Here is a 13,094-nt window from a genome sequence, read left to right on the forward strand (position 1 = left end):
GCGAAGATCGTTGGAAAGAGGTGCTGTCATCAGATGCTGGCCTCCTGCCCAGCCAGCATTTTGAATCACAAAACTATCAAACAGGGAATCCCGTCGATTCCGTCAATCCGTGAAACGCTCTAGGAAGCGTTACGCGCGCGCCTCGCGCACCGAAGCTTCGAGAATGTCGAGCGCCTCGGTCATCACATTGTCCTGGATGGTGATGGGCGACAGGAAGCGGATGACGTTGCCGTAGACGCCGCAGGTCAGCAGGATCAGCCCCTTGTCGAGCGCCTTGAGGCGCACGGCATTGGCGAACTCGGCCGATGGCGCGTTCTTCTTCACATCGTTGAACTCGACGGCGTTCATGAAACCGGGGCCGCGAACGTCCACGATCTCGGGCACGTCGTCGCGCAGCGAAACCAGGCGCTGCTTGAGCCTGGCGCCGAGCGTCTCGGCGCGCTCGCACAGCTTCTCTTCCTCGATCACGTCGAGCACGGCATGGGCCGCCGCGATGCCGAGCGGGTTGCCGGCATAGGTGCCGCCGAGGCCGCCCGGATTCGGAGAATCCATCAGCTCCGCCCGGCCGGTGACGGCCGAAAGCGGGAAACCGCCGGCAAGGCTCTTGGCCATGGTGGTGAGGTCGGGCGCGACGTCGTAATGCTCCATGGCGAACATCTTGCCGGTGCGCGCGAAGCCGGTCTGCACCTCGTCGGCGATGAGCAGGATGCCGTGCTGGTCGCAGACCTTGCGCAGCGCCGACATCAGCTCGCGCGGCGCCTCGTAGAAGCCGCCTTCGCCCTGCACGGGCTCGAGGATGATGGCGGCGACGCGTGCCGGATCGACATCGGCCTTGAACAGCTTGTCCAGCGCCGCCAGCGAATCGGCAACCGACACGCCGTGCAGTTCGGTCGGGAACGGGACGTGGAAGACGTCGCCCGGCATGGCGCCGAAACCGGCCTTGTAGGGCTGCACCTTGCCGGTCAGCGCCATGCCCATGAAGGTGCGGCCGTGGAAGCCGCCGGTGAAGGCGATGACCGCCTGGCGCCCGGTGGCGTGGCGCGCGATCTTGATCGCATTTTCCACCGCCTCGGCGCCGGTGGTGGCGAACAGCGTCTTCTTCTCGAACTTGCCCGGCAGCATGGCGTTCAGCCGCTCGGCCAGATGCACGTAGTTCTCGTAAGGCACGACTTGGTGGCAGGTGTGGGTGAAGCGGTCGAGCTGGGCCTTGACGGCCTCGATCACCTTGGGGTGGCGGTGGCCGGTGTTGACCACGGCGATGCCGCCGGCGAAGTCGATGTAGCGGCGGCCCTCGACGTCCCAGATTTCGGAATTCTCGGCGCGGTCGGCATAGATCTGCGTCGTCATGCCGACGCCGCGCGAGATCGCATGGTTCTTGCGCTCGGAAATGGCGGAATTCTTCACGATGTTTCTCCTAGGGGCGGCCGCCGGTGCCGACGGCCTTCCGGCCCTTGTCGCGCGATTTCAAGGATTCCTCAAGCCAACACTGGAATAAGGCCGTTGTGCCAGCGGTGTCCGGCCTGCCGCCGAAAAACCCGGATTTTAGAGGCCGATACCGGGCCGGTGGCGCACTCGGCTGCGCACGCGCAGCAGCACCGGTTCAGGCTGGGCGTGAAAAGCCCTCGCTCGCCTTCAGCAGGCGGCGGGTGTAGTCCTGCTCGACATTGCGCCCTGCGAGATCCCGCGCGGCGAGCATCTCGACCGCCTCGCCGTTCTGCATCACCAGCAGCCGCTCGCACATATGGGTGATGACGGCGAGATCGTGACTGACCATCAGGAAGGTCAGGTTGCGGCGCCGCCGCACCTCTTCGAGCAGGTTCAGCACCTCCGCCTGCACCGAGGCGTCGAGCGCCGAGGTCGGCTCGTCCAGCAGCAGGATCGACGGTTCGAGGATCAGCGCGCGGGCGATGGCCACGCGCTGGCGCTGGCCGCCGGAAAGCTGGTGCGAATAGCGGAAGCGGAAGCCGGAGCCGAGCCCCACCTCGTCGAGCGCGCGCCGGATGCGCTTTTCGCCGTCGCCGATGCCGTGGATGGCCAGCGGCTCCTGCAACAGGCGATCGACCGTCTGGCGCGGATGCAGCGAACCGTAGGGATCCTGGAACACCATCTGCACCTGGCGGTAGAACGCCTTGTCGCGCCGGCGGCCAAGCTGCCGGCCGTTGACGGAGATCGTGCCGGAGGCGACCGGCACCAGTCCGGCGATGGCGCGCAGCAGCGTCGATTTGCCCGAACCGGATTCCCCGACCAGACCGAAGGATTCACCGGGCTGCACATCGAGGCTCACGCCGTTCAGCGCGCGGAAGCGGTCGAACACCACTTCCAGCCGGTCGACGGCGACGGCCGCGCTCATGCCGCCCACTCCGCCTTGCGCTCCAGCACCGGCAGCGGGTGCCGGTCGGCGCCGATCTTGGGCATGCAGTCGAGCAAGCCGCGCGTGTAGGGGTGCTGGGCGCGCGAGAGCTCGGAAGCCCGCAACTGTTCCACCACCTTGCCGGCATACATCACCACGACACGGTCGCAGAAGGAGGAGACGAGGCGCAGATCGTGCGAGATGAAGATCAGCCCCATGCCGCGCTCCGCAACCAGCTTGTCGAGGATGTTCAGCACGTCGAGCTGGACCGTGACGTCGAGCGCCGAGGTCGGCTCGTCGGCGATCATCAGCTCGGGCCCGGCGACCAGCATCATGGCGATCATCGCGCGCTGGCCCATGCCGCCCGACACTTCGTGCGGATGCAGGTCGAAGACGCGCTTCGGATCGCGGATCTGCACGGCGGCCAGCATGTCCAGCGCCCGCTCCCGCGCCTCCGTCTTCGACACCTTTTCATGCGCGCGCAGCGCTTCCACGATCTGGCGGCCGATGGTCATCACCGGATCGAGTGAATATTTCGGGTCCTGCAGGATCATGGCGATGCGCTTTCCGCGCAGCGCCCGCCTTTCGCGCGCCGGCAACGACAACAGATCCATGCCGCTGAAAGCAAGCTTCTTGGCCGTGACTTTCGCCTGCGGCGGCGTCAGCCCCATGATGGCGCGGCCGGTCTGTGATTTGCCGGAACCGGATTCGCCGACGATGCCCAGCCGCTCGCGGCCAAGCGAGAAGGAAACACCGCGCACCGCTTCCACTGTGCCGGTGCGCGTGGGGAAGATGACGCGCAGGTCGTCCACTTCGAGAAGATTGCCGCTGCCGGTTGTCGGATTCATCGATCGCCGCTCACTGGTCGCCGCTTCGGGGATCAAGCGCGTCGCGCAGGCCGTCGCCCAGCAGGTTGAAGCCGAGGCTGACGATGAGAATGGCGAAACCCGGCGCGCCGGCCACCCACCATTGGTCGAGGATGAAGCGGCGGCCGGACGCGATCATCGCGCCCCATTCGGGCAGGGGCGGCTGCGCGCCGAGGCCGACGAAGCCGAGCCCCGCGGCGGTGAGGATGATGCCGGCCATGTCCAGCGTCACCCTGACGATGAGCGAAGAAATGCACATCGGCATGATGTGGCGCAGAACGATGCGGAAGGACGAGGCGCCCATCAGCTCGACCGCCTTGATGTAGTCGGAATTGCGCACCGTCAGCGTCTCGGCGCGCGCGATGCGCGCATAGGGCGGCCAGGAGGTGATGGCGATCGCCAGCACCGCATTCTCGATGCCGGGCCCGAGCGCTGCGACGAAGGCCAGCGCCAGGATCAGCTTCGGGAAGGCGAGGAAGATATCGGTGATGCGCATCAGCACCGCGTCGGTCCAGCCGCCGGCATAGCCCGCGACGGTGCCCACGACGAGGCCGATCGGCGCGGCGATGATCGCCACCAGAACGACCACGAACAGGGTCAGCCGCGAGCCGTAGATGATGCGCGAATAGATGTCGCGGCCGAGATCGTCCGTCCCGAACCAATGTTGCGCCGACGGCGGCAGCAGCCGCGCGCTCTTGAGGTCGCCGACGACCGGCGAGTAGGGCGCGAGCTGGTCGGCGAAAGCGGCGACCAGCAACAGCGCGACGATGATGAACAGGCCGACCAGGGCCAGGCGGTTGGCGGAGAAGCGCCGCCAGGTGACGTAGGCGCGGCCGAGCCTGGCCTGCGTGCGCGAGGCCGGCCGCTCCGAAAGCAGCCATTCGCGGCGGGTCATGGCGGGCTGGTTCGCTGCGCTCATTGCGCCTTGGTCCTCGGGTCGAGCACGCGGTAGAGCAGGTCCGCGAACAGGTTGATGGCGATGAACACCGAGCCGATGATGATGGTGCCGCCGAGCACCGCGTTCATGTCGGCGTTCTGCAGCGAATTGGTGATGTAGAGGCCGATGCCGGGCCAGGAGAACACCGTCTCCGTCAGCACCGAGCCTTCCAGCAGGCCGGCATAGGAAAGCGCGATCACCGTCACCATCGGCACGGCGGCGTTGCGCAGCGCATGGCCCCATATGATGCGCGTTTCCGACAGGCCTTTGGCGCGGGCGGCCACGATGTATTCCTGGCTAAGCTCGTTCAGCATGAAGGAGCGGGTCATGCGGCTGATATAGGCCAGTGAGAAATAGCCGAGCAGGCATGCCGGCAGGAGGATGTGGCGCAGCACGTCGCGGAAGACGTCCCACTGGCCCTGCATGGCCGAGTCGATCAGGAAGAAGCCGGTGACCGGCGTGAAGGAATATTCGTAGGCGATGTCGACGCGGCCGGGGAACGCCGCCCATTGCAGCTTGGCGTAGAACAGCACCAGCGACAGCAGGCCGAGCCAGAAGATCGGCACCGAATAGCCGATCAGGCCGATGACGCGCACGATCTGGTCGATGAGGCTGCCGCGCCTCACCGCCGCCAGCACGCCGAGCGGAATGCCGACCGCCGAGCCGATCAGCGTGCCGAGCGTCGCCAGTTCGATGGTGGCGGGGAAGACCCGACGGATATCGTCCATCACCGGGTTGGTGGTCAGCACCGACCGGCCGAAATCTCCGGCCAGCACGCCCTTGATGTAGATGTAGAACTGCTCGATCAACGGCAGGTCCAGGCCCATCTCGCGGCGGGTGCGTTCGACCACGCTTGCAGGCGCGCGGTCGCCCAGCACCGCCAGCACCGGGTCGATCGGGATCACCCGGCCGATGAAGAAGGTCACCGCCAGCAGACCCAGATAGGTCGTGACGGCGATGACGAGGAAGCGGGCGATGGATGCCAGCAACGCGGAAGCACGGCCGCTGCCGCGGCGCGCCCCCGCCTGCGTTTCGGTCACGCTCAAGCGACGCGTTCCTTCCGGGCTATTCCTTGGAGATATTGCCCACGAAGTTGGTGTCGAAGCTCGGGCCGAGCTTGAAGCCCTTCACGTTGCTGCGCAGGCCCGCCACTTCGGTCTGCTGGTAGATGATGGCGAAGGGGCTGGTGTCCAGCACCTCCTTCTGCAGCTTCTGGTACATTTCTGCGCGCTTGCCGGCATCCTTTTCGAGCAGCGCCGCTTCCGTCTGCTTGGTCAGTTCCGGCACGTCCCAGTCGTTGCGCCAGGCCAGCGTCTTGTTCTTGCCTTCGTCGGAATTGTCGGTGTTGGAGGCGAAGGTCTGCGCGTTGGAGTTCGGGTCGAAATAGTCCTGGCCCCATTGGCCGATATAGATGTCGTGGTTGCGGGCGCGGTACTTCGTCAGCGTCTGCTTGCCGTCGCCGGGAATGATCTCGACCTTGATGCCGGCCTGGCCGGCGGTCTGCTGGAAGGATTCCGAGATCGCCGTGACCGGCTGGGTGTTGCGCACGTCCATGGTCACCGAGAAGCCGTCCTTCAGCCCGGCCTTCTCCAGTAGCTCCTTGGCCTTGGCCACGTCGAGCTTGAACGGGTTCTCGTCGAGTTCGCCCAGCACGCCCTTCGGCAGGAAGGTCTGGTGAATCTCGCCGATGCCCTTGATCAGCGTCGAGCCGATGGCGTCGTAGTCGATCAGATATTTGAACGCCTGCCGCACCTCCGGCTTGGCCAGCTTCTCGTTCTTCTGGTTGAAGCTGATGTAGTAGACCGTGCCCTTCGGAGCGCTGGTGGTGGCGACCTTGTCGTTCTTGGCCACCGCGTCGAGATCGTTCGGATCGAGGTTGCGGGCGACGTCGATGTCGCCGGCCTCCAGCGCCAGCCGCTGGCCGGAGCTTTCCTTCATGTGCCGGTAGATGACGCGGGCGAGCTTGGCCTTCTCGCCGTTGTAATTGTCGTTGCGCTCCATGACGACCGCCTCGTTGGCGCGCCACTCCCGCAGCGTGAACTGGCCGGAGCCGGCCGAATGGGTCTTCAGCCAGTCGTTGCCGAAATCATTGTCGTATTTGAAGTCGGTGCTCGGCGTCATGGCCTTGACGTGCTCCAGCACCACCTTCTTGTCCACCACCGACCCGACCGTCGCGGACAGGCAGTTCAGAACGAAGCTCGGCGCATAGGCCTTGTCGACCGTGAAGACGAAGGTATTGGCGTCCGCCGCCTTGGCCTTCTCCGTCACATTGTCGCCGGTCAGGCCGAACTGGCCGAGGATGAAGGCCGGGCTCTTGTCCAGCTTGATGACGCGCTCGAACGACCAGGCCACGTCCTCGGCGGTGATCGGGTTGCCGGAGGCGAATTTCATGTTGGGCCTGAGCTTGAAGGTGTAGGTCAGCCCGTCGTCGGAAACCGTCCAGCTTTCGGCGAGGTCGCCCTTGACCTTGGACGTATCGTCGAGATCGAGCCGGACCAGCAGGTCGTAGGTGTTGGCGGTCACCTCGGCCGTCGAAAGCTCGAATGCCTCGGCCGGGTCCACGGTGATGATGTCGTCGATCGCAAAACCCTCGACCAATGTGTCGGGCGGCGTCACCGCAAATGCGGGCGTGCCGGCAAGTACCAGCGCCGAAACGGCTGCGCCCGCGAGCCAGAAGCGGGATCGAAGTGCGATTCTGTCCATCATCATGTGCCTTGTTCCCTGTTTTCGTTGAACCGGGCTCCCGACCCGGCATTGTCTGTCCGTTCCCGCGGTTCCCGCGTGGGACGGACCTGATGGCGGCAACCATATCCGCCGTCGCGAAACCCGGCAACGGGGGCCGCTGTTCTATTTTCGCGCTACGATTTATTTCATTTCGAGTCGGGCGCATGCGGCTTGCGCCATGGCTTCGGGTAGCCCCATCCGCCATTGCGAGCGGCAGTAGGCGCGGAAATCGAAACAGGGCAGGCCGGGGCAGACTTCGAACTCGATGAGATGCACAGCACCGCCGGCTTCGACGCGCAGATCGAGCGAAAACACGTCGCGCAGGCCGAGCGCGTCCATCAGTTTTGCCGCGATGGCCCTGATTTTCCTGTCCGCTGCCGACTGGCTGGCCGCGACCGGCACAAGCTCCGGTTCCGCATAGGCGCCGTTTGCCTTGGCGGCCGTTCCGGTGTCGCCATAGAGTGCCAGACTGTCCTCCATGGTCTGGAAATCGCCGCCGGATTCCACGAAGGATATGCCCAATGCCTCCGGGCCTGTTTGCGGCGCGGCGGCGAGGAAACTCGCCCGGACATTGCGGCCCGCAACGTAGGGCTGCACGATCGCGTCGTCCCGGTAGCGGGTGAAAATGCGATGGCTGAGATCGCGTGCGCCGTCGAGGTCGCGGCAATGCGAATCCGGCCAGATGCCGATCTTGGCGCCGAGGCGGTTGGGCTTCACGAACCAGCCGTCCTGCGAGGCCGGCGGCTCGACCAGCCAGCGGCCATCGCGCGCAAGTCCGGCGGCGGGCACCGGAAGGCCGAGCGCGGCAAACACCGCGCCGGACCGGAACTTGTCCTGGCAGAGCGCGAACAACGAATCGTCGGAGCCGAAAATCCTGAGGCCGTTCAGCCGCGCCAGCGCTGGGGCTGCCCCGCCGCGGAAGTAGGCGACGCCGTCCGTCAACGTCCAGACCAGCGTGCTGCCCGGGTCGCGGCCCGAAAGACCGTTCGCGGCCTCGTCGAGCCGCAGAGGGAGGAAGGAAAGGCCGCGCGCCGCGCAGGCGCGTCCGATCTCGCCGAATTCGGGTTCGAGATCGGTCGATTGCGCGAGATAGGAAGAGATTTCCGCGGCATGGCCCGCATCGAAACCGTCGGCGAGCAGACGATCGAAGCAGGCTTTTTCCGGTTCGTGGATCAGCACCAGCAGCGGTTTTGCCATCGCCGATCAGCCCTTTGCAAAGACCTCGTCCCAGGCTTGCGCCGCAGCGGCGGCCCGGTCGCCGACTTCCGCCGCCGTCATGCCCGGCTTGAACAGGCTGGAGCCGAGACCGAACAAAGTCACGCCGGCCGCCTTGTAGCCGGCGAAATCCTTCTCGGACACACCGCCCACCGCGCCGACGGCCGCGTCTTTCGGCAGCACGGCCCGCATAGCTGCGATGCCGCCCGGCCCCAGCACGCTGGCCGGAAAGAATTTCAGCGCCGAAGCCCCGAGCGCCAGTGCCTGGAACGCCTCGGTCGGCGTGAACACGCCGGGCATGGTCACCATGCCATGATGCGCGGCCCGCTTCATCACTCCGGCATCGATGTTGGGGCTGACCAGCAGCCGGCCGCCGGCTTCGGCCAGCGCATCCACATCGGCGGGGGCAAGCACGGTGCCGGCGCCGACCAGCGCGGTTTCCGGCAGCGCCTCGGCAATGGACGCAATGGAGGTGAACGGATCGGGCGAATTGAGCGGCACCTCGATCGCCTCGATGCCGGCCGCATGGATGGACTGGGCGACCGCCACCGCCTCCGGGGGCGTCAGGCCGCGCAGGATGGCGACCAGCCCGCGCTTCAGCTTGGGAAAAGGTGCGGTGGGGGTCAAGCGGAAGCTCCTTCGGCAAACATCCCGTTCTGGCGGGCGGCCGCGAACAGGCCCGCGCGCACGGCTTTGTCGGCATCGACAGGCCGGATGCGCAGTCCGGCCAGCCCAAGCGCTGCGCTGTAAAGCACGCCCAGCGCGCCGGACGCTATCAGCGTCACCGATTGTCCGGTGCCATGGTGGCGACGGGTGGCGGAAGCGATCTCGCCGCCGATCAGCAGGCCGGACAGGCAGGCGGCGGCCTGCTCTGGCTTCAGGCCGTGCAGCAGCCCGGCGGCGCGGATGGAGAACAGCCTTGCCGAGACGTCGCCGCCCTCGGCCAGCGCGGCTTCGCACCAGCGGCGGAAGAACGGATCGTCGGCCGCGACGGAGGCCGGAGGCTCGCCCAGCGAATGGCGCAGGATCGAATGACCGGCCAGAACGGAAAACAGTTCTCCGGTCGGCCATGTGCCGAAGCCCGCCACTGCGCCGTCTTCGACCGAAACCCATTTGGAATGGGTGCCCGGCATGCAGACCAGATGACGGCCTTTGCCCGCCAGGCCGGCGCCGGCGAGTTGCGTTTCCTCTCCGCGCATCACATCGGGCGCGTCGGCCAGCTTCTGCGCCAGGCCCGGCACGATGCGGATGTCGCGGGATTCTTCCCCGATACGAAGGGCGCCTTCCAATATCGCGTCGATGCGGGCCGGCACGTCCACGTAGGGCGCCTCGACCCAGCCTTGGCGCGAGCCGACCATGCCGCACATGATGACGGGCAGGCCGGCTGGCGCGCCGAGCGCGCCGAGATGACGGTCGAGCACCTTGGCGAAACCGGTTTCGCGGGCGGTGATCAGCCCGTCGTCGCCACGCCTTTCGGCCAGCGCCGCGCCGTCGCCGGCCAGCAGCCAGACGCGCAGCCGCGTCGTGCCCCAGTCAACCGCGGCGACGACCGGACCGGCGTTCACAGGAAGCCTCCGTCGACGATCATCGTCTGCGCGGTCAGCATGGCCGAGGCATCGGAGGCTAGGAACAGACAAGGGCCCACCATGTCGTCGGCAACCATCATTCTCGGAATCGCCTGCCGGCCGATATGCCGGTCGAGCTTCTCCTCCGACACCCACAATTCGCGCTGCCGCTCGGTGATGACCCAGCCGGGCGCGATCGCGTTCACGCGGATGCCGTCCTTGCCGTAGCGGCCCGCCAGCCCCTTGGTGAGGCCGATGATGCCGGCCTTGGCGGCCGTATAGGCAGGCATATCGCCTATGTTGAGCATGAAAGAGGTGGAGGTGAAGTTGATGATCGAGCCGCGCCCCGCCTTCTGCATGCCGCCCACGACCGCCTGCGCGGTGAAGAAATGCGGCCGCAGGTTGATCGACAGATTGCTGTCCCAGTCCTCGGGCGTCAGGTCCTCGGCGGCGTGGCGGTCGTCACGCGCCGCGTTGTTGACCAGCACCGTTACCGGCCCGTGCGTGGCAGCCGCCTTGTCGATCGCCTCGCGCAGGGCGGCGATGTCGCGCAGGTCTGACTTGAGATGGAGCGGGCGGTTGCCGGTCGCCTCGGCGACGCGGTCGCACACTTCCTGGCTCGGCTTCTCGGCGAAATCGATGAAGGCGACCTTGGCGCCCTGTCGGGCGAAGCCTTCGGTGAGCGCCGCCCCGATGCCGGAGCCGCCGCCCGTGATCAGCACCGAGGCGCCTTCGAGGTCGGCGAAGCGTGCCGTTGGCATCATGGATGGTCTCCTTCCTGTCGCCACCGCCGGCCGCTCGGCCGTCGGGAAGCGGCTGCATCCTATTCCGCGCGATGCCGCCGACAAGAAGGAAAATATCCAATTCCCGAATTTTGTCAGACAAATCCGGAAAGGGGGCTCAGACGGCCTTGGCGCGCGACGCGCCGCGGAAGGAATCGCGCAGGTAGCCCAGCGTGGCGGCCGCGTCGGCCGGCTTGCCGAACAGGAAGCCCTGGCCGCCGCCGCATCCGAATTCGATCAGCCGGCTCGCCTGCGCTTCCTCTTCGATGCCTTCGGCCACGACATCCATGCCGAGCCCCTCGCACATGGCCAGGATCGCGCGGATGATGTGTTCCGACGGTCGGTCGTCGAGGATGGAGGAGACGAAGGCGCGGTCGATCTTCAGCTTGTCGAAGTGGAATTCGCGCAGCCGCCCGAGCGACGATTGCCCGGTGCCGAAATCGTCCAGCGAAACGCGGATGCCGACGCTGCGAAGGTCGTTCACGATCTTCTCGGCCGAAGCCGGATCGGTCATCAGCCCGGTTTCGGTGATTTCGATCTCCAGCCGGCGCGGATCGAAGCCGGTGCGGTCCAGGATCGACAGGATGTGGAGCCCGGTGTTCTGATCGACAAGCTGGGAGGGCGACAGGTTGAACGACAGGAAAAGTTCCTTCGGCCAGCCGCGGGCCGCCTCGGCGGCCTTGCGCAACACGAGCTGCGACAGCGGCCCGATGATGCCGCGTTCCTCGGCGATCGGAATGAAAACGGCCGGCGACACCGGGCCCAGATCGCGGTCGGTCCAGCGGGCCAGCGTTTCGAAGCCGACGGTGCGGCGCGTGCCGAGATCGACGATCGGCTGGAAATGCGGTTCGACCTCTCCGGCCGAAACGGCCCGGCGCAGCGCCTGCTCGATGCGCGTCACGCGCTTGGCTGCCTCTTCCATCTCTCGGGTGTAGACCACCACCCGCCCGCGCCCGGAGCGCTTGGCGTGATAGAGCGCGGTCTCGGCCTTGTTGACGAGAATTTCCGTGGTCTCGTCGCCGGAGTAGAACAGGGAACAACCCGTGGAGGCTGAAAGCCTGGCGGTGCGTTCGCCGACATCGTAGGGCGCCGACAGGATCTCGATCAGCATCCGCGCCTTTTCGGCCGCCGCCTCTTCGGAAAAGATGAGCGGGTAGAGGAAGGCGAATTCGTCCGCGCCGATACGGCAAACCGTGGAATGCCCGTCCATCGAGGCGCGCAGGCGCATCGCCACCTGCACCAGAATGTCGTCGCCGGCCTTGTGCCCGAACAGGTCGTTGATCGGCTTGAAGCCGTCGAGGTCGAGGATGCCGATGGCAAACGGGGCCGGATCGTCCGAGCGGTCGGCGATCAGCCGGTCGATCTTGTCGAAGAAACGGCGATGGTTGCCAAGCCCGGTAAGCGGATCCGTCAAGGCCATATCTGCGCCTTCCCTGCCTGACAGCGCGGCGCCAAACGGCATGTGCATTCCCTGTTCCTGCTTTTTGTTTCGGTATTTTTTCCGACAGTCGCAGCAAACCCTTTAGGAAAGGTATCTCTCGCCAGGGCAGGGGATCCGGTCCCGGGCTTCGAGAACAATGGGCAGTTTCGGCCGACGATCCCGCGAAAACCGCGAGGCGGCAATTGGCATGCGGGTCGGGAGACTATAAATGCTTGCGACCGAGCATCGTTTCAGGAGTAGTCCCGCCATGCCGCTCAAGATCGCTGTCCAGATGGATCATATCTCGACCGTGTCGATCGCGGGCGACACCACCTTCGCGCTTTGCCTGGAAGCGCAGCGGCGCGGGCACAAGCTCTATCACTACACGCCCGACCGGCTCTCCCAATGGGGCGCCACCGTCTTCGCCCGCGTGGAGGAGATGCAGGTGCGCGACGAGAAGGGCAGCCACTATTCGCTGGGCGAGCCGGTGCGCACCGATCTTTCGGAAATGGACGTGGTGCTGCTGCGCCAGGACCCGCCCTTCGACATGAACTACATAACCACCACGCATATGCTGGAGCGCATCCATCCGAAGACGCTGGTGGTCAACGATCCGGCCTGGGTGCGCAACAGCCCAGAGAAGATTTTCGTCACCGAATTCTCCGGCCTCATGCCGGAAACCCTCATCACCAAGGACCCGCAGGAAGTCGCCGCCTTCCGCCGCCAATACGGCGACATCATCGTCAAGCCGCTCTACGGCAATGGCGGCGCCGGCATCTTCCACATGCAGGAAGCCGACCGCAACCTGGCTTCATTGCTCGAGATGTTCGGCCAGCTCTTTCGCGAGCCCTTCATCGTGCAGCGCTACCTCAAGGAAGTGCGCGCCGGAGACAAGCGCATCATCCTGATCGATGGCGAGCCGGTGGGTGCGGTCAACCGTGTCCCGGCGGAACATGATTCGCGTTCCAACATGCATGTCGGCGGCCGTGCCGAAAAGACCGAGCTGACCCCGCGCGAGCGCGAGATATGCGCGGCCATCGGACCGTCGCTCAAGGCACGCGGCTTCATCCTCGTCGGCATCGACGTCATCGGCGACTGGATGACCGAGATCAACGTCACCTCGCCGACCGGCATACGCGAGGTGAAACGCTTCGGCGGCACCGACATCGCCGCTCTTTTTTGGGACGCGGTGGAGGCCAAGCGCGCCTGAGGGCGCCGCTGCCGCGATCCGAACG

The 13,094-nt window shown here is 66.0% G+C and carries 12 protein-coding genes; 1 reads left to right on the forward strand and 11 read right to left on the reverse strand.

The genetic code is table 11. From position 1 onward, the window contains the following. Positions 1–129: 129 nt before the first annotated feature. The 11 genes from QU595_RS29570 to QU595_RS29620 all read right to left on the reverse strand — a co-directional run bounded on the left by QU595_RS29570 (position 130) and on the right by QU595_RS29620 (position 11,907). The gene (locus QU595_RS29570; protein ID WP_315928820.1) at positions 130–1,404 is read right to left on the reverse strand and encodes a 4-aminobutyrate--2-oxoglutarate transaminase; all 1,275 of its coding nucleotides are present in this window, start codon (positions 1,402–1,404) and stop codon (positions 130–132) included. Between the two features lie 196 nt (positions 1,405–1,600). After that, a complete protein-coding gene (locus tag QU595_RS29575; RefSeq protein ID WP_315928822.1) occupies positions 1,601–2,350 on the reverse strand; it encodes an ABC transporter ATP-binding protein in 750 nt (249 codons plus the stop codon). After that, positions 2,347–3,198 (reverse strand): ABC transporter ATP-binding protein, encoded by an 852-nt coding sequence (locus QU595_RS29580; protein WP_315928824.1) that lies wholly within the window; start codon positions 3,196–3,198, stop codon positions 2,347–2,349. Before QU595_RS29580 ends, QU595_RS29575 begins: the two co-directional genes overlap by 4 nt. Positions 3,199–3,208: 10 nt before the next feature. After that, positions 3,209–4,135, reverse strand: a complete 927-nt coding sequence (gene nikC, locus QU595_RS29585; protein WP_315928826.1) for a nickel transporter permease — start codon at positions 4,133–4,135, stop codon at positions 3,209–3,211. After that, the gene (locus tag QU595_RS29590; RefSeq protein ID WP_315928828.1) at positions 4,132–5,199 is read right to left on the reverse strand and encodes an ABC transporter permease; all 1,068 of its coding nucleotides are present in this window, start codon (positions 5,197–5,199) and stop codon (positions 4,132–4,134) included. The genes nikC and QU595_RS29590 overlap by 4 nt, the downstream gene beginning before the upstream one ends. A 19-nt stretch (positions 5,200–5,218) precedes the next feature. After that, positions 5,219–6,859 carry an ABC transporter substrate-binding protein gene (locus QU595_RS29595; protein WP_410000600.1) on the reverse strand — a complete coding sequence of 547 codons (1,641 nt, stop codon included), beginning with the start codon at positions 6,857–6,859 and terminating at the stop codon, positions 5,219–5,221. A gap of 159 nt (positions 6,860–7,018) precedes the next feature. Then, positions 7,019–8,074 (reverse strand): D-alanine:D-lactate ligase-like protein, encoded by a 1,056-nt coding sequence (locus QU595_RS29600; protein WP_315928832.1) that lies wholly within the window; start codon positions 8,072–8,074, stop codon positions 7,019–7,021. 6 nt (positions 8,075–8,080) lie between these two features. After that, positions 8,081–8,719, reverse strand: coding sequence for a 2-dehydro-3-deoxy-6-phosphogalactonate aldolase (locus QU595_RS29605; RefSeq protein ID WP_315928834.1), 639 nt, complete (start codon positions 8,717–8,719; stop codon positions 8,081–8,083). Then, entirely contained in the window at positions 8,716–9,657 is a 942-nt protein-coding gene (locus QU595_RS29610) for a 2-dehydro-3-deoxygalactonokinase (RefSeq protein WP_315928836.1), read from the reverse strand. The genes QU595_RS29605 and QU595_RS29610 overlap by 4 nt, the downstream gene beginning before the upstream one ends. Continuing rightward, positions 9,654–10,421, reverse strand: a complete 768-nt coding sequence (locus QU595_RS29615) for an SDR family oxidoreductase (RefSeq protein WP_315928838.1) — start codon at positions 10,419–10,421, stop codon at positions 9,654–9,656. Before QU595_RS29615 ends, QU595_RS29610 begins: the two co-directional genes overlap by 4 nt. A 136-nt stretch (positions 10,422–10,557) precedes the next feature. Continuing rightward, positions 10,558–11,907, reverse strand: a complete 1,350-nt coding sequence (locus QU595_RS29620) for a putative bifunctional diguanylate cyclase/phosphodiesterase (RefSeq protein ID WP_315928840.1) — start codon at positions 11,905–11,907, stop codon at positions 10,558–10,560. Positions 11,908–12,127: 220 nt separating this feature from the next. On the opposite strand from QU595_RS29620, the gene gshB reads away from it, so the two are divergent. Then, on the forward strand, positions 12,128–13,069 hold the full coding sequence (gene gshB / locus QU595_RS29625; protein ID WP_315928872.1) for a glutathione synthase: 942 nt from the start codon (positions 12,128–12,130) through the stop codon (positions 13,067–13,069). Positions 13,070–13,094: the final 25 nt, after the last annotated feature.

This window comes from Mesorhizobium sp. SP-1A, from assembly GCF_032460275.1.
Classification (GTDB): Bacteria; Pseudomonadota; Alphaproteobacteria; order Rhizobiales; family Rhizobiaceae; genus Mesorhizobium.

Coding starts and splice junctions, on each gene's coding strand:
- QU595_RS29575 (WP_315928822.1), bottom strand. CDS start 2,350: ATGAGCGCGGCCGTCGCCGTCGACCGGCTGGAAGTGGTGTTCGACCGC.
- QU595_RS29580 (WP_315928824.1), bottom strand. CDS start 3,198: ATGAATCCGACAACCGGCAGCGGCAATCTTCTCGAAGTGGACGACCTG.
- nikC (WP_315928826.1), bottom strand. CDS start 4,135: ATGAGCGCAGCGAACCAGCCCGCCATGACCCGCCGCGAATGGCTGCTT.
- QU595_RS29595 (WP_410000600.1), bottom strand. CDS start 6,859: ATGATGGACAGAATCGCACTTCGATCCCGCTTCTGGCTCGCGGGCGCA.
- QU595_RS29600 (WP_315928832.1), bottom strand. CDS start 8,074: ATGGCAAAACCGCTGCTGGTGCTGATCCACGAACCGGAAAAAGCCTGC.
- QU595_RS29615 (WP_315928838.1), bottom strand. CDS start 10,421: ATGATGCCAACGGCACGCTTCGCCGACCTCGAAGGCGCCTCGGTGCTG.
- QU595_RS29620 (WP_315928840.1), bottom strand. CDS start 11,907: ATGCACATGCCGTTTGGCGCCGCGCTGTCAGGCAGGGAAGGCGCAGAT.
- gshB (WP_315928872.1), top strand. CDS start 12,128: ATGCCGCTCAAGATCGCTGTCCAGATGGATCATATCTCGACCGTGTCG.